We start from the raw sequence: 18,579 nt of genomic DNA on the forward strand, positions 1-18,579 counted from the left end.
CTGACTTGCAGCAGACCTCAACTGGAGAGAAAACATGCCTGCACTGCTGCCCACCCGTTTTGTTGGAGAGGTTGTTTGGCTCGGGCGGGTCTCCCAAAGCGAAATCACACTGCGCGCCGAAGCATTGCAATCGGCGCAGCTGACCTTTTCGGGCATTGAGGGGGAGTGCCACGGCGGGATGACACGCGCCTCTTGTGTGCGTACCAAGGCGCAATATCCCAAAGGGACAGAAATCAGGAACGTTCGACAGCTTTCGGTTCTGTCATCGGAAGAGCTTGCGCAGATCGCTTCCGAGATGGGATTGTCAGAAATCGACCCCGCCTGGGTTGGTGCTTCCATGGTCATCAAGGGCATCCCTGATTTCACCCATGTACCGCCGTCGTCGCGTTTGCAAATGCCCAGCGGGGCCAGCGTCACGGTGGACATGGAAAACCGTCCCTGTGTTTTGCCGGGGCGTGTCATCGAAGAAGATCGCCCAGGTTTCGGGCAGGCTTTCAAACCGGCTGCCCAGAACCGGCGCGGCGTTACGGCCTGGGTGGAGAGGGGCGGAGCCGTTGCCGTTGGTGATAGCGTCACCTTGCATGTCCCTGATCAACCGGCCTGGGCGCATATCGACAAGGCCCGTTCGTAACATTCGTTTCCAAAAAGAAACGAATGACCCCATCGCCGCCGCAACACGTCGTGGAAATGTCGGAATTACGCTTCTCCCACTGGCGCGTCACTCGTATGCATTGGCCAGCAACTTCGCCGTGCGCGGCACTCAATGGGGATTCTAATATGGCTTACAAGACCGACATCGAAATCGCGCGCGAGGCGTCGAAAAAACCAATTCAGGAAATTGGTGCAAAGCTGGATATCTCCAGTGATGACCTGCTGCCTTACGGTCATGACAAGGCCAAGGTCAGCCAGTCTTTCATCAATTCGGTGCAGGACCGTCCCGATGGCAAACTGATCCTTGTCACAGCGATCAACCCGACACCTGCGGGTGAAGGCAAAACCACGACGACCGTGGGCTTGGGCGATGGTCTGAACCGGATCGGCAAGAAAGCAGCCGTCTGCATTCGCGAAGCCTCCCTTGGGCCGAACTTCGGGATGAAGGGGGGGGCCGCAGGCGGTGGTTACGCACAGATCGTACCCATGGAAGAGATGAACCTGCATTTCACAGGTGACTTCCACGCCATCACTTCGGCGCATTCGCTGCTGTCGGCGATGATCGACAACCACATCTACTGGGGCAATGAGCTTGAGATCGACACCCGCCGTGTCGTTTGGCGCCGTGTCGTGGACATGAACGATCGCGCATTGCGTCAGATCACCGCCTCGCTGGGCGGTGTTGCCAACGGTTTCCCCCGTGAAGCGGGCTTCGACATTACCGTAGCCTCTGAAGTCATGGCGATCCTGTGTCTGGCCAGAAATCTTGACGATCTGCAAAAGCGCCTGGGCGACATGATCGTGGCGTATCGCCGTGATCGCAGCCCGGTGTTTGCCCGCGACATCAAGGCGGATGGCGCCATGACCGTTCTGCTCAAGGACGCGATGCAGCCCAACCTCGTGCAGACGCTGGAAAACAACCCGGCCTTCGTGCATGGTGGCCCCTTCGCCAACATCGCGCATGGGTGCAACTCTGTCATTGCAACAACAACTGCCCTCAAACTTGCCGATTACGTCGTGACGGAAGCCGGTTTCGGGGCCGATCTTGGGGCCGAAAAATTCCTCAACATCAAGTGTCGTAAAGCTGGCCTCTCGCCGTCCTGCGTTGTGGTTGTGGCCACCGTGCGCGCGATGAAAATGAATGGGGGTGTTGCCAAGGCTGATCTGGGTGCGGAAAATGTGGATGCGGTCAATAATGGCTGTTCCAACCTTGGCCGTCACATTGAGAACGTCAAATCTTTTGGCGTGCCGGTCGTCGTGGCCATCAACCACTTTGTCACCGATACGGACGCAGAAGTCCAAGCCGTCAAGGATTATGTTGCAGGGCAAGGCGCCGAGGCTGTCCTGTCGCGTCACTGGGAACTGGGCTCCGAGGGCTCTGCCGATCTGGCGACGAAAGTTGCCGAGGTCATTGATGCGGGGGAGGCCAATTTCGCGCCCATCTATCCCGATGAGATGAGCCTTGCGGATAAGATCAACACCATCGCCACGCGCATTTACCGTGCCGACAGTGCCCAGATGGATCAGAAAATCCTCAACCAGCTCAAGGATTGGGAAGACCAGGGCTACGGTAATCTGCCAGTCTGCATGGCTAAAACGCAGTACAGCTTTACCACCGACCCTAACGAACGTGGGGCACCCACGGGTTTCGACATTCCAGTGCGCGAAGTCCGGTTAAGTGCTGGTGCAGGTTTCGTCGTCGCAATTTGCGGGGAGATCATGACCATGCCCGGTTTGCCGCGAGTTCCCTCCGCGGAAAACATCAAGCTGAACGCGGATGGTGACGTAGAAGGTCTGTTCTGAGGGCCAAACTGTCACAGGGATGTGTGAAGGGGGCAGAGAAAATGATTTGCCCCCTGACCTTCGTGCCGCCAAGCTGAACATCATGACATTCAAGGAGACCATGATGACCAGATTGATTGCCGTGTTTTTCGCGCTGCTGTTCGCAGGCGTCGTTGCTGCCGAAGACCGTTACGTTGGGTATTACTACCCGGAAATTACTTCGGAAGAGGACTTCGACCGGGTTGTTAGGGCCAGTCAGGGTGCCGGCAAAGCCGTCCGTATTGATTTCGTGAACGTCCTCACAGCAGCGCAACTTGAGGCACCGGAAAGTCCCCGCTTTGTCTTCTTTGCCAAGGGGGAAGGTGCAAAGACATTGGTTCTTGTCGCGCTGGATGATGAAATTTTTTCGACGCTTTACCGCGCGCGCGCACTTTTGGCGCAGCTCACTGTCAGCGTCCGGCGTGGCGGATTTTTCCGACAGGAAGAACTTCAATACGTCGCCACTTTCTACGATCTTCTGCAGTTGATGCAGTTTGACGAGTTGGTCATAAGCGACGGAACATCATGGGCCCACAGGGTCAATTTCAAAAGATAACAGGAAGACGCTATGCCAGCCACGATCATCGACGGAAAAGCTTTTGCAGCAAAGGTGCGCGCCCAGGTTGCCGATCATGTGACACGCCTCAAGGACGCTCACGGCATCACGCCAGGGCTGGCGGTTGTTCTGGTGGGAGAAGACCCGGCGAGCCAGGTTTACGTGCGCTCCAAAGGCAAGCAGACCGTCGAGGTTGGCATGAAATCGGTCGAACACAAGCTGGATGCAGAAACATCCGAGGCCGATTTGCTGGCCGTGATTGACCAGCTCAACAACGATCCGGAAATCCACGGTATTCTGGTGCAATTACCGCTGCCCAAGCATCTGGACGAAGATCTTGTGATCAATTCCATCGCGCCCGAAAAGGACGTTGACGGGTTCCACATATCCAACGTGGGGTTGCTGGGGACGGGTCAAAAATCAATGGTGCCCTGCACGCCGCTGGGTTGCCTGATGATGCTACGGGACCATCACGGCTCGATTTCGGGCATGGATGCAGTGGTCATTGGCCGCTCGAACATCGTTGGCAAACCGATGGCACAACTGTTGCTGGGTGATAGCTGCACCGTCACGATCGCCCATAGCCGGACCAAAGATCTCGCCGAGTTGGTGCGCCGGGCGGATATCGTTGTGGCTGCCGTTGGCAGACCCCAGATGGTGCCGGGAGACTGGATCAAGCCCGGGGCCACGGTCATTGACGTGGGCATCAACCGTCTGGATGCGCCTGAACGCGGTGAAGGCAAAACACGTCTTGTCGGTGATGTGGACTATGACAGCTGCGCGGCTGTGGCGGGCGCTATCACGCCGGTGCCGGGCGGCGTTGGCCCCATGACGATCGCCTGCCTGCTGGCCAATACGGTCACGGCCTGCTGCCGTGCAAACGGGCTAGACGAACCCGAAGGTCTGACCGCCTGAGTACTACACAGCAACCGGTACCATGGTGCCTTGCAGGACGGCGATCAGGACCTCGTCGCCGTCTCTGAGTGCGTATACCTCGGAGGTGACGACAATCAGCCTGCGACCGGGTTTGACCACACGACCGGTCGCGCGCAGCTCTTCCCCGATTGCCGGCGCCAGGAGATTGATCTTGATCTCCGCAGTGACAACTTCTGCATCCAGGGGCAGCGTCGTCAGGGCTGCATATCCTGCGGCGCTGTCTCCAATCGAAAAGGTCAGGCCCGCGTGGCCAAATCCCTGCTGTTGCTGGCTGCCGGGCAGGATCGGCGCGGCGATGACAACCTCCCCGGTCCGGACGCTTTGGATATGCGCCCCCAGCGTTGTCATCATGCTTTGGGCCGCGAAGCTCTTGTGAATTCTGTTTGTGGCACTTTCGTCCATGATATACCTGCTTTAACGGGGCATTGGCACACAGGTGGGCACAGGCCCGGTCAAAATGGCAAGGGCTTTTGGGTCCATCAGGCTTTCCAGCACGGTGCTGTTGCTGCGTAACCCGCCGGTATAAGTGCCATAGGCTGGCAGGATCAGCCGCTCCGTATCATACAGGAACGCTGGTCTTGATATGCGCCGTCCGCGCGCCTGAACATGCGCCTTTGGATGGTAATGGCCGGAGACCTCGGCCATCGCGTCAGGCTGGGCAATGTGGCGAAAGATCAAGGGACCGAATTTCGCCTCACGCAGATGATCGCCGCCAAAGGCAATTGGACCGGGATCGTGGTTGCCTTCGATCCAGATCCAGCGACGCCCGGCTTGCAGGCGCGTAATCCACAACCGTTCGGCCTCGGGCAAGGAGGCGGCAGCGGTCAGGTCGTCGAAACTGTCGCCCAGGCACACCACCACCTTCGGTTTGGTATGCGCCACATCAGACGTCAGGCGGTTCAGGGTATCGCGGGTTTCATAGGGTGGCAGGGACTGACCGCTCCGTCGGGCGACCCTTTCGGACTTGCAAAGATGCAGATCGGAGACGCAAAGCAGGCTTTCTTCCGGCCACCACAATGCGCCGGACCCCAGTGCGTTCAACGTTGCCCCGGCAAAGGTGAAAACGTGAGAGTTCATGATTTGTTCATCGCCTATTGCTGCGGTGAGATCAAGCGATTCAGTAGCTCATATCTCCCAGGCTTTAGCTGGATGGCGGTGGTGCGATCCCCGAGATACCCGCACTTTCCATCAAACGCGCGGCCTCGTCGGCCAATAGTTTCTCCTCCGCAGCCCCTTTGACCGGCACCCGGCCCATTTCCAGCAACATCGGGGCGGCAAGGGGGCTGACACGCGAGAGGGTCACGTGATCGATACGTCCCTTGATACGCGCGGCCATTTCTTCGATCCGGCCGAAATCGACAAGTCCGCGCAGCGCTTCTTCGCGTGTGATCTTAAGCAAAAGATGTTCCGGGTCATATTTTTGCAAAGTGTCATAGAGGATATCTGAACTGAAGGTCGCCTGACGCCCGGATTTGCGCGCCGATGGTGTATTGCGTTGGATCAGACCAGCGATTGTCGCACTTGCCCGGAAAGTGCGTTTCATCACGGCATTCCCGGCCAACCAGGTTTCAAGCCCCTCCTGCAACACATCAATGTCAAAGAGCGGCGCGGGATCCTCGACGCGGTTCAGACCCCAGATCAGGGTGGCATAATCCGTGGCCACGAATCCCATCGGATTGAGACCAAGATCCTCCATGCGTTTGGTCAGCAGCAGGCCGAGTGTTTGCTGACCGTTTCGCCCCGCAAATCCATAGACGGCCGTTTGTTCGCGACCGTCATGCGCGAAGCTCTCTACCAGGAGCCGGCCTGGTTCGGGCAATTTGCTGACGTCGCGCTGTAGCTTGAGCCAATCGGCGGTATGCCTGGGCAGGTCCGGCCATGTTTCCTGCTGGAACATCTCCACCACGCGGGCAGAAAGTTGCGTGGAAGTTGCGAATTTCGTGCCTGCAAAGGTCGCGACCTTCGGTTTTTTTGCTGCATTGCGGCTGACCTCGACCGTCATCTCGCGCAGCCCTTCGTAGCGTACGATCTGACCGCCGATCAGGAATGTGTCGCCGGGCGTAAGCGAGGCCGCGAAACCTTCCTCGATTTCGCCCAACGGTTTGCCACCGCGATTGCGCCTCAGTCTGACTTTAAGCGTGTCGGTATCCTGAATGGTGCCGATATTCATGCGAATTTTCTGGGCGGCGCGGGGGTCTCGCAACTGCCACTTGCCATCGGCGCGGCGTTGCAGGCGTTGCCATTGATCATAGGCGCGCAGCGCATAGCCGCCCGTGGCGCAAAATTCCAGGCATGCGTCAAAGGCAGCGCGGGATAAATGCGCGTAGGCGCCGACGGTCGTGACCTCATCGTAAAGCTCGTCTGCATCAAACGGTCCCGCAGCGGCAACGATCAAAATATGCTGGCAAAGCACGTCTCGCGGGCCTTCGCCCCGCGGATCGCCGTCCAGCTCGCCCTCTTTGACAGCTTCCAGCGCGGCGACGCATTCCACAACTTCAAAACGGTTCGCTGGTACGAGCAAGGCTTTGGACGGCGCGTTATAGCGGTGATTTGCGCGCCCGATCCGTTGAACCAGACGTTTGACATTCTTTGGCGCGCCGATCTGGATCACCAGATCGACGTCCCCCCAGTCGATGCCAAGATCAAGACTGCCCGTGCAGACAATGGCGCGCAGATCACCCCGCACCATCGCGGCCTCGACACGTGCGCGCTGCTCTCGATCAAGCGACCCATGATGTATCCCGATAGGCAAACCATCGTCGTTTGCAAGCCATAGATTATGAAAGAAAATTTCAGCCTGCGCGCGGGTATTGTGAAAAATCAGTGTGGTTTTGTGCTGGCGTAACTGTTCCAGAACTGCCGGTATCGCGTAGGCCGCGTTGCCACCTGCCCAGGGAGGGGCCTCTTTTGTTGTGAGCATGGAAATGTCGGGGGCCGGTCCGGGATCGGCGAACAGGATTTCGCAAGGGTCCGGGTGGCGCGCAAGCAGATGCGCAATGGCTTGAGGGTCCTCGACTGTCGCAGACAATCCGACCCGGCACAGATCGGGGCAAAGTCTTTGCAGCCTGCCTAGCGCCAGCATCAACTGATCGCCGCGTTTGGAGTCGGCCAATGCATGAATTTCATCGACAACCACTCGTTTGAGGCCGTCGAACATTCGCGGAGCGTCCTCGTAAGAGGTAAGCAGGGCAAGGCTTTCTGGCGTGGTCAGCAGGATATGTGGCGGATCAGCCCGTTGGCGCTTCTTGCGACTTGCGGGGGTATCCCCGGTGCGGTCTTCGATGCGAATGGGCAGGTCCATTTCGGTGACCGGTGTGGTGAGGTTGCGTCTGATGTCGGCGGCCAGAGCTTTGAGCGGAGAGATATAGAGGGTGTGAAGCCCCGCGCGGGGTTCCTGCGCCAGATCGACCAGAGTGGGCAAGAACCCGGCCAGTGTTTTGCCACCACCCGTCGGTGCAATCAGCAAAAGCGCGGGGTCATTCGCGCGTGCGAGCATCTGTTGCTGGTGCGGATGGATTGACCATCCTCTGGCGTGGAACCAATCTTCAAAAATTGCGGGGAGCTGTTGCATGGCGGCAGCCTATCGCAACATGAAACAAGCGACAGCCCTAATTGCAGTAGCCATTTGGTCAGTGGTTCAATCGCGGTATTTCTAGCGTTCTTGGATTGGTCCTGCCAAACAGCGGGGTCGATCATAGGCAGCGGGTCGCCTGCGCGCCATGAACGAGGCGTTTCAGGTCTTGGGTTTCAGCGCCCTGATCGCGGCCTGAACAGATTTCGGAAGGCTAAGGTCTGCATCAGATGGCGCTGCATCCAGTGCGCTATCAACATCCTTGACCAATATGCCAATGGTGTTTTCTGCGTCCATGCCATCGCGCGAAAATTCGATTGTCTCAAAACCCGAGGCAAACCAGTTTTGACCCGAGGAGGTTTCAATCAAACCAAGCAACTTTCCTTCATCCAGCCCTGCCGTTTCAGCCCAATCGAGGACAAGCCGGGTCATCGCGGTGTTGGAGGCTGCGAGCAGGTTGTTCAGAACCTTGGCCTGCATGCCCATCCCAAAAGAACCCATGCGGTGAAAGTGTTTCCCCATCGCGTCAAAAAGAGGCTGGGCGGCATCGAGGTCCGAAGCGTCCCCTCCAAGCATGAAGCTGAGGTTGGCTTGTTCGGCGGCAATTTTTGCACCCGACATGGGCGCGTCGATCAGGCGAACGGCGGGGGAAACACGCGCCGATAAGGATTTGACGTATCTTGGGCTCAGGGTTGAGCAAATGATGATCCGGCGCAGGTTGGGGGCCTGTGAAAAATTCTGTGCGCCAAACAGCACCTCTTCGGTTTGCGCAATGTCGCGGACAACTGTGATCAGCGTTTCTAGCTTACTTCTGAACGTTGGGGTATCGGTTGTGCAGCGGGGATAGGAAACCCGTCTGATGTCATAACCTTGAGCATTAAACCCGGCTGCCTGAAGGGCGACCAACATAGGGCCGCCCATCCGTCCACATCCGGCGACGCCGATCATTTCACGATATGCTCATCCTTGACGAACATATTGGCCCATGCGCGGTCGATCAGATCGGGGGACATCTGGTAAGGAATGCCCTCAAAATCACAGATGGAAATCATCTGGTCGATCAGAAAGATGGGTTGATAGTTCGCGTAAATGTTGTCGATCTCCGGATATTTCACTTTGAGTAGATGCACCAGGGTGGCCTCATCAAGCGGCATTTTCCGCTTTTTGGCAACCATTGCGAAAATCTTCAGGAAGTTTTCCTGATTGGGTCCGTCAATCTTGATCTTGAAGAAGATCCGGCGCAATGCCGCCTGGTCGAAGATTTCATTGGGATGGAAGTTAGTGGAGAAGATGACCAGTGTGTCGAAAGGAACCTCGAACTTTTCACCTGATTGCAAGGCAAGGATGTCTTTGCTTTCTTCGAGGGGTACAATCCAACGGTTGACGAGACTTTGCGGCGGCTCGGCCTGACGCCCAAGGTCATCCACGATAAAGATGCCGCCGGTTGATTTCAGCTGTAGCGGGGCTTGATACGTTCGCGCCGTTGGGTTGTAGACGAGGTCCAGCATGTCGAGGGAGAGTTCGCCCCCTGTGATCACCGTTGGCCGTTCACATTTGACGTAGCGCATATCGAACTTGGTCGCCCGACGCAGCGAATTGGGGTCGTCCTCTTCAATCGGGACGGCCGCGTGCACAATAGGGTCATAGACCGTAATCACCTGCCCGGCATATTCAATCGCGCGGGGCACGAAGACATTGTCACCGAGAGCGTCGCGGATACCGTTCGAAATGGACGATTTACCATTGCCGGGAGGGCCATACATGAGGATTGAACGACCTGCAGAAACGGCGGGCCCGAGTTGATCAAGCAAGGTATCGGGCAGAACAAGATGCCCCATCGCGCCGGTCAGCTGATCGCGTGTGATCTGCATGTTGCGGACCGATTGGCGTTTGACCTGCTCGCGGTATACGTCAAGCGGTACTGGCATCGCGCCGAAATATTCAGACTGCGCCAGGGCATCAAGCGCACGTGCCTTGCCCTGCTCAGTCAGCTGATAACCCATCTCGTTGCCATTGTTGGCATTGAGCGTACCCGTGGCTTCCAGCAAACGCTGTTCACGCGCCATATCCACCAGTTCCTGCGTGACCGGGATGGGCAAGCAGACCGCCTTGCTGAGTTCACTGACCATGTCCACATTCTTGCGGAACATGGTTTTTAGGATAATGTCGCGCATCATCACGGTTGACAGTTTCATGTCGTCCAGCGTGCGCGGTGGCGGTGGCACCATAACGTTGGCGGTTTGCATATTCATAAGAGGGCCCTCAATAACGCCGTGCTTCATCGGGCGCAAAGCACCCGTTTAGCGTAACGTTAAGGTGTGAAAATGGCGTAAATCAGGCACCATTAAGGGCACCGAGGATCAGATAGAGAGCAAGCGTCATGCCAAGGGCAAGGCCCATGGGGAATTTCTTGCCCTGCTCCCAGCTTTGCCAATCCGGTGCAAGATTTCGAAGGGGGGTGTGGCGCGCGATGCGATGGGTCACGTAGGCCGCGAGAAGCGATGCTGCCAGGAGGGCCATAACAAGGCGCAGATCGCCCAAGGCCACAAAAGGGGCCGCTGCGGCGATGAACTTTGCGTCACCCGCCCCCATGGTGCCGAGTGCATTGAGGATGATGCCCAGAACAAGCATGATTGCCAATTGGGCCAATCGCCAGAGGTATACATCAAGGCTGGGCATGGCGATCAGCCCGATCACCGCGAAGACACCCGCCAAGGCCAGAACAGCCTTGTTGGTGATTTTCATGCGTGAAAGATCTGTATATGCGACATACAGACAAAGTGGCAAAGCAAAGGGCAGGAACCACCACGCGGAATAGGCTGTGATCGCCATGGCTGACCTGCCTTTAGGTCTTGGTGTTTAGCGCGTCCAGAGCCCGAACAGCCGGTTCAAAATGCTGGGGATGCGTCTCGATGGCGTCCCGCAACAGGCTCTTTCCGACACTCACGTCTCCCTGTTTGATCGCTGACAGCGCCATGGTGTGAAGCAATTGCGCCCGCTCGGTCTGATCCATGGGGATGACCGGTAGCGTGTAGTCGCCTTGTGCACCGCGGGCCAGAATAAGATTGTTCTTGGCGGTGAAGAGGGAAGGGTCCTGGCGAATGGCCTCGCCAAAGAGACGTTCAGCCTCTTTGTAATCGCCGCGCGTCAGCTTGGAATAGCCCCAGTTGTTCAGCACACCCGACGGTCTAGTGGTCAGCCCGGTGGCGATTTCATAGAAGCTGTCGGATTTCGTCCATTCCTCGTTGCTGTCAGCGAGCATGGCTTCCAACCGGTAGCGATTGAAGGTCTCATGCGTCGGTGGAAGCGCATCGAGTGTGGCTTCGGCTTTGGCCCAGTCACCGGTGCGGATCAATGCGTCCGCCAGCGCGACACTGTCTTCGGCACTCGCACCTTCCATTTTGGTCACTTTTTCCCAGGCCGGGGCGGCTTCGGCGAACCGCTTGGCACGCACCAGTGAGAAGGCCAATCCACGTTGGAGATCAATGCGTTCGGGATGTGCATTTGCCGTGCGAGTAAAGTGATTGACGGCCTCATTTGGATCCGCGACCGTCAACATCACGTCATTCAGGTTCGATTCGTCTACAACGTTGACTTCCTGAAACGCGCGTTCGACGGCATCTTCGTCTTGCTCGGCGCAGCCTGCAACGAGAACTACACCCGCCAGACAGGCGGACAGAAGGATAGGGTGGCGCATGTTGTGCGTCCTTTTGCTGCTCTTACCTCAATTATGGCGTCGGACGTATCACGAAAGTACTGCTGCCGCGCCGAACCAACTTGTAGTCGTCGGTTTCTACACTCTGTGTAGCAGAAATTTCGGATTTTGCGAGTGCTAAGCGCAAGTTATCCCGAATTGCGACACTTTCGCCATTGTCGAGCGCGAAGGCACGGCGGAAAACCTGGCCTGCCTCCACGGTCTTGCCAGCTTCCATGAGTACCACGCCGAGGTTATTCCAGTCTTCTGGCCGGGCATCTTCAGACTTTATTGCGCGCCGCAGATAACTTTCAGCCTGACCCAGACGCCCCAGCCCAAGGCTTGCGCTACCCAGGCCGGAAAGGATTTCCGCGTCGACCTTTCCCCGGTCCAGAGCCGCACGGTTGAAGGCTTTGAGAGCGAGTTCATATTCGCCCGCAGCCACCAGACGGTGCCCGACTGCCACACCATCAACAGCGTCCGCTTTAAGATCGACGCCCGGAGCATCCAACTGCCCTTCAGAAACGGAATTGCCGCCTGCAGTACAGGCGGCCACTCCGAGCGTTGCAATGAGGAAAGTGGCGCGCGTTCCTGCGCGCCATACCCTTTGGATCATCAGTTTGCGCCCATGTCTCCCAGTTTCGTAATGCCGTGTACCGATGGGCCAACCAGAATGATCAGCAGTGGCGGAACGGTCAGCATCATTGTGGCAAGCGTCATCTTCGTTGGCAACTTGTTTGCGGCTTCTTCTGCGCGCATCACGCGTTTGTCGCGCATTTCAGATGCATAGACGCGAAGGGCTTCGGCAATCGATGTACCAAAGGTTGCCGATTGCACCAGAACGGTGACGAATGAGGACACATCCTGCACGCCACAGCGTTCGCCCATGTCGTTGAGAACGGTCACCTTGTCCTTACCGGCCTTCATCTCGTAGGCGACCATGTCGAATTCCTGCGCCAGTGCGGGGTAGGAAGCATGCAGTTCACGCGCGACGCGTACAATGGACTGGTCAAGCGACTGGCCGGCTTCAACACAAACAAGCATCATATCGAGACTGTCTGGAAAACCACGGGTGATCTCTTCCTTGCGCATCTCGACGCGCCGCGTAACCCAGTAAGATGGCAGATAGTACCCCACCGCGCCGGGGACGATGAAGTAGATCATCATCTTGTTGCTGCTGAAACCTTCGCCGCCGCCCATCAGGATGAGGTAGATGAACGCACCAATCAGGCCAAGAATACCAAGGGCGAATTGCGCGAAATGGAAAATGCGCACCGCATCCTTACTTTGGTATCCGGCCTGCGTCAGTTGCAGCTGCTTTTTGCTGAGCGTTGCGACGTCTTTTGGTTCCAGAAAACTCGCAAATTTCTGCAGTTGTTCGTTGCGTTCACCCTGCCGCAACCGCTGTTGAGGTTCCTTGGCAGAAGAGGGCGACTGAACAGATTTTTTCAACTTCGCCATTGGATCTTCGGGCTGGTGCAGGATCAGAGTGACCGTGATGGCGATCATGATAACACCAATCGACCCCAGAATGATGATCGGTCCCAACGGGCCAAGCATATCAATAACCGCGGCGTTCAGAGAGTTCAAAAATTCCATGAGAATCGGTCCTTACACCTTGATGTCGGTTAAAATGCGCATGACCAGAAGGTTCAGCGCCAGCAGGATGCCGACAGTGAAACAGGCCGGGATAAAGAGCGCGTGGTCGCGCACCTCATCGTAGTAATGCGGGTCGGAGACATTGATGACGATCAGGGCGACAATGGGGAAAGCTGACAGGAATTTGCCTGACCATTTCGCCTCGGCCGTGATCGCCTTGACGCGCCGGAAAAGACGGAACCGCGCACGGATCACCTTGGCCAGACCGGCCAGGATTTCCGCCAGGTTACCGCCGGAGGTCTGCTGGATGGTCACCGCGACCGCCAGGAATCGCAAATCCTGCATGTCCAGACGTTCGGCCATTTCCTTGAGCGCATCACCTACGTCGCGTCCATAAGCCGCCTCATCTGCAATCATCCCGAATTCGGATGCGAGCGGGTCCTGAACTTCCTTGGCGACAATCTGGACGGCCGAAGAAAACGGGTGCCCGACGCGCAGGCTGCGCACCATCAGTTCAACTGCGTCGGGCAGTTGTTCTTCGATCATGCTCATGCGCTTGTTGGCTTTGGACGACACCCAAAAATAGACGGCGCCAACGCCGATACCGACTGAAAGCAGCGCCCGGACCCCGACCTCGGTTTGAGTTCCGACGGTCAGCCCCATAAAGGCGACACCGGCCAGGAGCGCCATGATCATGATCAATTGGCGGGGGGTAAAGGCAATCGCGGCTTTTTGAGCTTTCTCCCCGAGAAGAGAGTAAAGCGGGATCGATCTGCTCTTCATGTGCTGCTGCATTTCCTTGCGCAGCTTTTCGAGCACTTCTTCGCGGCCATTGCCCTTGTCGAGCATTTCAAGCCGACGGTTGACCCGGCTGTTGAGGCTGATCGATTTGCCAAAGGTAACGAGGTATAGGCCCTCGACCAGCACCAGCACGCCGATGAAGATCAAGCCGTAGATGATTGGTTCTGCACTCATAATCTTGATCCTTATTCAGCCGCGATGGGCTCGTAGATGGATGGCGGCAGGTCGTACCCCCACATGCGGAAGCGTTCGGCATAGTTCGAGCGCACACCTGTTGCAGTGAAGTGCCCGATGATCTTGTTGTCCGGGGTCAGGCCCACGCGCTGATATCTGAAAATTTCCTGCATCGAGATAACCTCACCTTCCATGCCAGTGATCTCTGTGATGGAAGTCATGCGCCGCGAGCCATCCTGCAGGCGCGAGGCCTGCACGATCAAGTTCACAGCGCTGGAGATTTGTGACCGTACCGCTTTGAGAGGCATTTCGATGCCCGCCATGGCGATCATGTTTTCGAGGCGTGACACACCATCGCGTGCTGAGTTGGCGTGGATCGTGGTCATGGAACCGTCGTGGCCGGTGTTCATCGCCTGCAACATGTCGATGACTTCCTCGCCCCGCGTCTCACCAACGATGATCCGGTCAGGTCGCATCCGAAGCGCGTTCTTCAGGCAGTCGCGTGGAGAAACCTCGCCTTTGCCTTCGACGTTGGGTGGACGGCTTTCCATGCGGCCCACATGGGTCTGCTGGAGCTGGAGTTCCGCGGTATCCTCGATTGTCAGGATGCGTTCGGCGTTGTCGATAAAGGACGACAGGGCGTTCAGCGTCGTCGTTTTGCCCGAACCGGTACCGCCGGAGACGATGATATTCAGCCGCGTCGCTACCGCCGCTTGCAGGTAGGCCGCCATTTCCTCGGTGAAAGCGCCGAACTGTACCAGATCATCAATACCCAGCTTGTCTTTTTTGAATTTCCGGATCGAAACCAATGATCCGTCAACCGCAACGGGCGGCACCATCGCGTTGAAACGCGAGCCATCCTTGAGGCGCGCGTCCACATAGGGGTTGGATTCGTCGACGCGCCGACCCACGGCAGAGACGATCTTGTCGATGATACGCAACAGGTGGCGTTCGTCTTTGAAAGTAACGTCGGTCAGTTCCAGTTTACCGGCGCGTTCCACGAAAATCTGCTGCGGCCCATTAACAAGAATATCGTTGACGGTTTCGTCTTTCAGGAGGGTTTCCAGCGGTCCCAACCCGGTGACCTCATCATAGAGTTCGGAGGTAAGGTTCTGGCGATCCTCACGGTTCAGAACGATGCTGCGTTCTTCGAGAAACTCGCTGGAAATAGCGCTGATTTCCTGGCGCAGGTCTTGTTCGGTGGCGTGTTCCAGGGCCGAAAGGTTGAGGTTGTCGAGCAACACCCGGTGCAGATCAAGCTTGATCTCTCCCATGCGTTCCTTGCGCTTGCGTTCCTTGTCCATCGGCGTCACCTGAGCCGCCGCTTTTTGCGGTGCCTTGCGTGTAACCCCCGGTGCCGCGGCAGGCGTGACCGCGGCAACATCAGCTGCCGGGGCCTTTTCTGGTGCGGCTGCCGGGGGCGTTGCCGAGGTTTTCTTATACTTGGAGAACATGCGCTTTTCCTTTGGCCGGATCAGGCCGCTTTAACGTCGTTGGTATTTAACTCGTGAATAGATGCCGCCAGTTTCGCGATCTCGCGTCGCAAGGGATTTTTCGGAGCCGAAATTGCCAGCGGCAGACCATGATCGGCACCTTGTGTGATCGGTTTGCCGCCGTCGGGCATGTGAACATCAATGGAGATGCCAAGACTTTCGGCCATGCGCTTCACTCGGCTCTTGCCGCTCAAATCCGTGAATTTAGGGGCCCGATTGATGACGTAACGCAGTTTCTCGACGGGCAGCTCTTCGGATTGCAGGGCGCGTTTGAAGCGAAGGGTGTTCTGGGCCGATCGCATATCAAGCTCGACATTGGCGAAATAGACATGCGCAGCGTTCAGAACCGCTTCGGACCAGCTGACCAGAGTTGAGGGCATGTCAATGACGACATAGTCGAAGTGCCGACGCGCCATGGCGAGAATTCGGTTTACGTCGTCGGCGGCGATAATGTCGAGGGGCAGCATCTCCATCGGTGCGGTAAGCACCTGAAGCTTGTCCTGAAAGGTCAGCAGACATTGCCCGAATATTTCATCGTCCATGCCTTCGGTGTCGGACAGCATGTCGTAGACCACTTCGCGACGGGGCAGGTCGAGATAGGTTGCCACGGCACCATATTGGAAATCGAGGTCCAGAATACAGACGCTCGGGCTGTTTTCCTTGTCGGCGGTCGCCAGTTCCCAGGCGAGGTTCACGCCAAGAGTCGTCGCACCCGTGCCACCCGCAAGACCGTGCACGACAATGACAGCCCCTTCTTTTTGACTATCAGACTGCAATGTTGGCGCCGCAGCAGAGGCTGGAACGGCTTCATCAGCTGCACGCACGCGCTCGATGGCTTCACCCAGTTCATTCTCCGGGAGGGGGTAGGGCACAAACTCATCTGCTCCCTGCCGGAGCAAGGAGTGGAGCGACGCGGGTGTCACGTCTTCGGCGATCAGGATGACCTTGATGTTGCGGGCTTTCGCCTGCGTGATGATTTCCCCCATCAACGCGAGGTTATCTTCATCAGATTCGTCAATGGCTAGTGCAATGAATTCAAGGGCTTGAGACTCGGGTTGTTCGAAGAAAGCGAGGGCCTCCGCAAACCCCAAATCTCCCCAACTTTCGCCAAGTGCGAGCTCCATGTCTTCGATCAGCAGATCGAAGTTTTGTACGTCGCGACTGACTGTGCAGGCGACAATAAGAGATGTATCTGGTTGCGGCATGGTGCTCATTGCCTCGTCTTCCTTTTTGTTTAAGGGCGAAGCAGAGCTAGCTTGGGATATTTATTTTAGTGCCCCAACTTCCCCTGCGACCGCCCATGCCCGGCACTTTTGGCCGGACACAAGTGTCCCTTTGAGAGGAAAGTCGCAGTGAACTTGGGCGAGATTAGGGCTTAATCCGCCCAATTGTTGGGTATCTAGACACAATAACCGTGTTTGAGGGCGGATTTGTAAAGCAGAGCCGGGCGGCTCTACTCTCCAGTGGCTTCTTCGACGACAGGCTTCTCGGTCGCACTTTCCACATATTCGCGATAGATCACCCGCGCATATTTGCCGTCGAGGCGGCCGTCACAATGAACCCGGAAAATAGGCTGCGCAACGGTACTGGCGGGATCGAGGACGACCAGTGGATCCGTCGCTGTCCCACCAATCTTGCCACGACCGCTGCCTGCGACACCGCTTTGATTGCAAATCTGTGCCATCATGTTGATCATCGTGGCGTTGCCGAATTCGCCGGTATCGATTTGCGCGCCTGCTTCGCGAAACCACTGTCCGCCGCTGCCCTGTTCACCGCAGGCGACCAAAGACGTCAATCCGACCGTTAAAGCCATTGCGCGTGAAGTCCGTGTTGTTAGGCTGTGCATCTTGTCACTCCATCACATAGCCATAAGAGCCGCTGAAGTCTTGCTTGGCGACTTCCCCGGCCGCGCCCTTTCTGGGCGTGTTGGCATTTCTTGCGGTACGACCAAAGAGGAACAGGCCTTGCTCTGTTGGTGGCCTGATCCGGTCAGTCGGCAAGGCCAGCGCCTCACCGCGTGTCGGCGTTACAAGATGGGCGGTGATGATAATCACAAGCTCTGTCTGGCTTCGTTGATACTCGGCGCTTCGGAAGAGAGCACCAAGCACGGGAACATCGCCAATCCAAGGCAACTGTGTCGCCTGATCGGTGAAGTTGTCCTCAAGCAGACCGGCGATTGCGAAACTCTCACCATCCCGCATTTCAACGGTTGTGGATGTTTCCCGGCGGGAAAACGCATCCAATACGAAACCGCCGCCCAGGCTGACCCCGTTAGAAGGGTCAATGTCCGAAACGGCTGCGGACAGTTGCAGGTTGATGATATCGTCGCCAACAACGCGCGGCACGAAATTCAACTCCACACCAAAGGGCTTGAACTCAACGCTGATCGAGTCGTTGTCTTGCGCTACCGGCACCGGGTACTCACCCCCGGCAAGGAAGCTGGCCTCTTGTCCGGAAAGGGCAACGAGATTTGGCTCGGCAAGCGTGCGAACGGCGCCCTTACTCTCAAGAGCCTCCAGCAACAGGCCAATCTGCACGGAACCCAGCCCGAAGCTAACGGCTGCGGAGCCTGCGTTCTCGGTAAGCGTCGGGAAAGTCGGACCAGCCAGAATCTGGTTGGCAAAACCCGCAGCTGCCGCTGTTCCACTTCCGATTGCGGCATCCGTCCCGCCAATGGCCAGAGAACTGCTCAGGGATTTGGAAACCGTCCGGTTCATCTCTGCAAAGCGCACTTTCAGCATGACCTGCTGGATGCCGCCGACGCTCATGAGGTTGGAGACACGATCAGGCGCGTACCGTTGGGCCAGATCCAGAGCTTTCTGCAGCTTTTGGGTGCTGGACACGATACCCGACAGGACGATGCCGTCGTTTGCCGTGCGCACTTCGATTTTCTCGCCGGGCAGGATTTGCCCCAAACGCTCTTTGAATTCAGTCACGTCCGGCGCGACCCGAACCTCGACATTCGTGATCAGCTGTCCGGTTGCGTCCAGCAAAGTCAGCGTGGTCATACCTGGTGTCTTACCGAGCACATAGATGCTGCGATCAGACAACGAAGAGATATCGGCGATGCCGGGGTTGGCGATGCTCAACTCTGCGAAAGGAATTTCACTTTCAACGACAACCGCGCGATTCATCGGGACCGCCAGTGTCTTGTTCGTGCCTTTGGTCACCACTCGCAGGGTGTCAGCCTGCACCGGCGCTGGCGTCAACAAGGCCAACGGCGACGCGCTTAATGTCAGCCCCAAGAGGGCCGCCTTCAACATTCCATCAATTTTCATGTGAC

18 protein-coding genes are annotated in these 18,579 nt (G+C 57.2%); 4 read left to right on the forward strand and 14 right to left on the reverse strand.

Annotated elements, in window-relative coordinates; all coding sequences use genetic code 11:
* Positions 1 to 34: 34 nt before the first annotated feature.
* The 4 genes from ACOTTU_RS00780 to folD all read left to right on the forward strand — a co-directional run bounded on the left by ACOTTU_RS00780 (position 35) and on the right by folD (position 3,943).
* Entirely contained in the window at positions 35 to 631 is a 597-nt protein-coding gene (locus ACOTTU_RS00780; protein WP_425655699.1) for an MOSC domain-containing protein, read from the forward strand.
* A gap of 146 nt (positions 632 to 777) precedes the next feature.
* On the forward strand, positions 778 to 2,454 hold the full coding sequence (locus tag ACOTTU_RS00785) for a formate--tetrahydrofolate ligase (RefSeq protein ID WP_298919707.1): 1,677 nt from the start codon (positions 778 to 780) through the stop codon (positions 2,452 to 2,454).
* A gap of 103 nt (positions 2,455 to 2,557) precedes the next feature.
* Complete coding sequence (locus ACOTTU_RS00790; RefSeq protein WP_298919705.1) at positions 2,558 to 3,028, forward strand: hypothetical protein; 471 nt, start codon at positions 2,558 to 2,560, stop codon at positions 3,026 to 3,028.
* Positions 3,029 to 3,040: 12 nt separating this feature from the next.
* A complete protein-coding gene (folD, locus tag ACOTTU_RS00795; protein ID WP_425655700.1) occupies positions 3,041 to 3,943 on the forward strand; it encodes a bifunctional methylenetetrahydrofolate dehydrogenase/methenyltetrahydrofolate cyclohydrolase FolD in 903 nt (300 codons plus the stop codon).
* A gap of 3 nt (positions 3,944 to 3,946) precedes the next feature.
* Here folD and ACOTTU_RS00800 read toward each other — a convergent pair whose 3' ends face one another.
* From ACOTTU_RS00800 to ACOTTU_RS00865, 14 genes are all read right to left on the reverse strand, one after another.
* A complete protein-coding gene (locus ACOTTU_RS00800; protein WP_425655701.1) occupies positions 3,947 to 4,366 on the reverse strand; it encodes a PaaI family thioesterase in 420 nt (139 codons plus the stop codon).
* A gap of 12 nt (positions 4,367 to 4,378) precedes the next feature.
* The gene (gene pdeM, locus ACOTTU_RS00805) at positions 4,379 to 5,041 is read right to left on the reverse strand and encodes a ligase-associated DNA damage response endonuclease PdeM (RefSeq protein ID WP_425655702.1); all 663 of its coding nucleotides are present in this window, start codon (positions 5,039 to 5,041) and stop codon (positions 4,379 to 4,381) included.
* A 64-nt stretch (positions 5,042 to 5,105) separates the two neighbouring features.
* Positions 5,106 to 7,535: a ligase-associated DNA damage response DEXH box helicase gene (locus ACOTTU_RS00810; protein ID WP_425655703.1), complete on the reverse strand. Its 2,430-nt coding sequence runs from the start codon at positions 7,533 to 7,535 to the stop codon at positions 5,106 to 5,108.
* A 162-nt stretch (positions 7,536 to 7,697) separates the two neighbouring features.
* Entirely contained in the window at positions 7,698 to 8,483 is a 786-nt protein-coding gene (locus tag ACOTTU_RS00815) for an NAD(P)-dependent oxidoreductase (RefSeq protein WP_425655704.1), read from the reverse strand.
* Positions 8,480 to 9,787, reverse strand: a complete 1,308-nt coding sequence (locus ACOTTU_RS00820) for an ATPase (protein ID WP_298919693.1) — start codon at positions 9,785 to 9,787, stop codon at positions 8,480 to 8,482. The genes ACOTTU_RS00815 and ACOTTU_RS00820 overlap by 4 nt, the downstream gene beginning before the upstream one ends.
* Before the next feature lie 82 nt (positions 9,788 to 9,869).
* Positions 9,870 to 10,367 (reverse strand): prepilin peptidase, encoded by a 498-nt coding sequence (locus tag ACOTTU_RS00825; protein WP_298919692.1) that lies wholly within the window; start codon positions 10,365 to 10,367, stop codon positions 9,870 to 9,872.
* 13 nt (positions 10,368 to 10,380) lie between these two features.
* Positions 10,381 to 11,232 (reverse strand): tetratricopeptide repeat protein, encoded by an 852-nt coding sequence (locus ACOTTU_RS00830; RefSeq protein WP_298919691.1) that lies wholly within the window; start codon positions 11,230 to 11,232, stop codon positions 10,381 to 10,383.
* 31 nt (positions 11,233 to 11,263) lie between these two features.
* Positions 11,264 to 11,845, reverse strand: coding sequence for a tetratricopeptide repeat protein (locus ACOTTU_RS00835; protein ID WP_425655705.1), 582 nt, complete (start codon positions 11,843 to 11,845; stop codon positions 11,264 to 11,266).
* Positions 11,845 to 12,828, reverse strand: a complete 984-nt coding sequence (locus ACOTTU_RS00840) for a type II secretion system F family protein (protein ID WP_425655706.1) — start codon at positions 12,826 to 12,828, stop codon at positions 11,845 to 11,847. The genes ACOTTU_RS00835 and ACOTTU_RS00840 overlap by 1 nt, the downstream gene beginning before the upstream one ends.
* Before the next feature lie 12 nt (positions 12,829 to 12,840).
* Positions 12,841 to 13,803 carry a type II secretion system F family protein gene (locus tag ACOTTU_RS00845; protein ID WP_298919685.1) on the reverse strand — a complete coding sequence of 321 codons (963 nt, stop codon included), beginning with the start codon at positions 13,801 to 13,803 and terminating at the stop codon, positions 12,841 to 12,843.
* A gap of 11 nt (positions 13,804 to 13,814) precedes the next feature.
* The gene (locus ACOTTU_RS00850; protein ID WP_298919683.1) at positions 13,815 to 15,257 is read right to left on the reverse strand and encodes a CpaF family protein; all 1,443 of its coding nucleotides are present in this window, start codon (positions 15,255 to 15,257) and stop codon (positions 13,815 to 13,817) included.
* Between the two features lie 20 nt (positions 15,258 to 15,277).
* Positions 15,278 to 16,510 carry an AAA family ATPase gene (locus ACOTTU_RS00855; RefSeq protein ID WP_298919681.1) on the reverse strand — a complete coding sequence of 411 codons (1,233 nt, stop codon included), beginning with the start codon at positions 16,508 to 16,510 and terminating at the stop codon, positions 15,278 to 15,280.
* 239 nt (positions 16,511 to 16,749) lie between these two features.
* Entirely contained in the window at positions 16,750 to 17,142 is a 393-nt protein-coding gene (locus ACOTTU_RS00860) for a hypothetical protein (RefSeq protein WP_425655707.1), read from the reverse strand.
* A gap of 4 nt (positions 17,143 to 17,146) precedes the next feature.
* The gene (locus ACOTTU_RS00865; protein ID WP_425655708.1) at positions 17,147 to 18,574 is read right to left on the reverse strand and encodes a type II and III secretion system protein family protein; all 1,428 of its coding nucleotides are present in this window, start codon (positions 18,572 to 18,574) and stop codon (positions 17,147 to 17,149) included.
* Positions 18,575 to 18,579: the final 5 nt, after the last annotated feature.

It is taken from the genome of Roseobacter sp. EG26 (genome assembly GCF_049830555.1).
Classification (GTDB): domain Bacteria; phylum Pseudomonadota; class Alphaproteobacteria; order Rhodobacterales; family Rhodobacteraceae; genus Roseobacter.

Bases quoted from the DNA above. Each gene is read 5' to 3' on its own strand.
- ACOTTU_RS00780 (WP_425655699.1), top strand. From the start codon at position 35: ATGCCTGCACTGCTGCCCACCCGTTTTGTTGGAGAGGTTGTTTGGCTC.
- ACOTTU_RS00785 (WP_298919707.1), top strand. From the start codon at position 778: ATGGCTTACAAGACCGACATCGAAATCGCGCGCGAGGCGTCGAAAAAA.
- ACOTTU_RS00790 (WP_298919705.1), top strand. From the start codon at position 2,558: ATGACCAGATTGATTGCCGTGTTTTTCGCGCTGCTGTTCGCAGGCGTC.
- folD (WP_425655700.1), top strand. From the start codon at position 3,041: ATGCCAGCCACGATCATCGACGGAAAAGCTTTTGCAGCAAAGGTGCGC.
- ACOTTU_RS00800 (WP_425655701.1), bottom strand. From the start codon at position 4,366: ATGGACGAAAGTGCCACAAACAGAATTCACAAGAGCTTCGCGGCCCAA.
- pdeM (WP_425655702.1), bottom strand. From the start codon at position 5,041: ATGAACTCTCACGTTTTCACCTTTGCCGGGGCAACGTTGAACGCACTG.
- ACOTTU_RS00810 (WP_425655703.1), bottom strand. From the start codon at position 7,535: ATGCAACAGCTCCCCGCAATTTTTGAAGATTGGTTCCACGCCAGAGGA.
- ACOTTU_RS00815 (WP_425655704.1), bottom strand. From the start codon at position 8,483: ATGATCGGCGTCGCCGGATGTGGACGGATGGGCGGCCCTATGTTGGTC.
- ACOTTU_RS00820 (WP_298919693.1), bottom strand. From the start codon at position 9,787: ATGAATATGCAAACCGCCAACGTTATGGTGCCACCGCCACCGCGCACG.
- ACOTTU_RS00825 (WP_298919692.1), bottom strand. From the start codon at position 10,367: ATGGCGATCACAGCCTATTCCGCGTGGTGGTTCCTGCCCTTTGCTTTG.
- ACOTTU_RS00830 (WP_298919691.1), bottom strand. From the start codon at position 11,232: ATGCGCCACCCTATCCTTCTGTCCGCCTGTCTGGCGGGTGTAGTTCTC.
- ACOTTU_RS00835 (WP_425655705.1), bottom strand. From the start codon at position 11,845: ATGATCCAAAGGGTATGGCGCGCAGGAACGCGCGCCACTTTCCTCATT.
- ACOTTU_RS00840 (WP_425655706.1), bottom strand. From the start codon at position 12,828: ATGGAATTTTTGAACTCTCTGAACGCCGCGGTTATTGATATGCTTGGC.
- ACOTTU_RS00845 (WP_298919685.1), bottom strand. From the start codon at position 13,803: ATGAGTGCAGAACCAATCATCTACGGCTTGATCTTCATCGGCGTGCTG.
- ACOTTU_RS00850 (WP_298919683.1), bottom strand. From the start codon at position 15,257: ATGTTCTCCAAGTATAAGAAAACCTCGGCAACGCCCCCGGCAGCCGCA.
- ACOTTU_RS00855 (WP_298919681.1), bottom strand. From the start codon at position 16,510: ATGAGCACCATGCCGCAACCAGATACATCTCTTATTGTCGCCTGCACA.
- ACOTTU_RS00860 (WP_425655707.1), bottom strand. From the start codon at position 17,142: ATGCACAGCCTAACAACACGGACTTCACGCGCAATGGCTTTAACGGTC.
- ACOTTU_RS00865 (WP_425655708.1), bottom strand. From the start codon at position 18,574: ATGAAAATTGATGGAATGTTGAAGGCGGCCCTCTTGGGGCTGACATTA.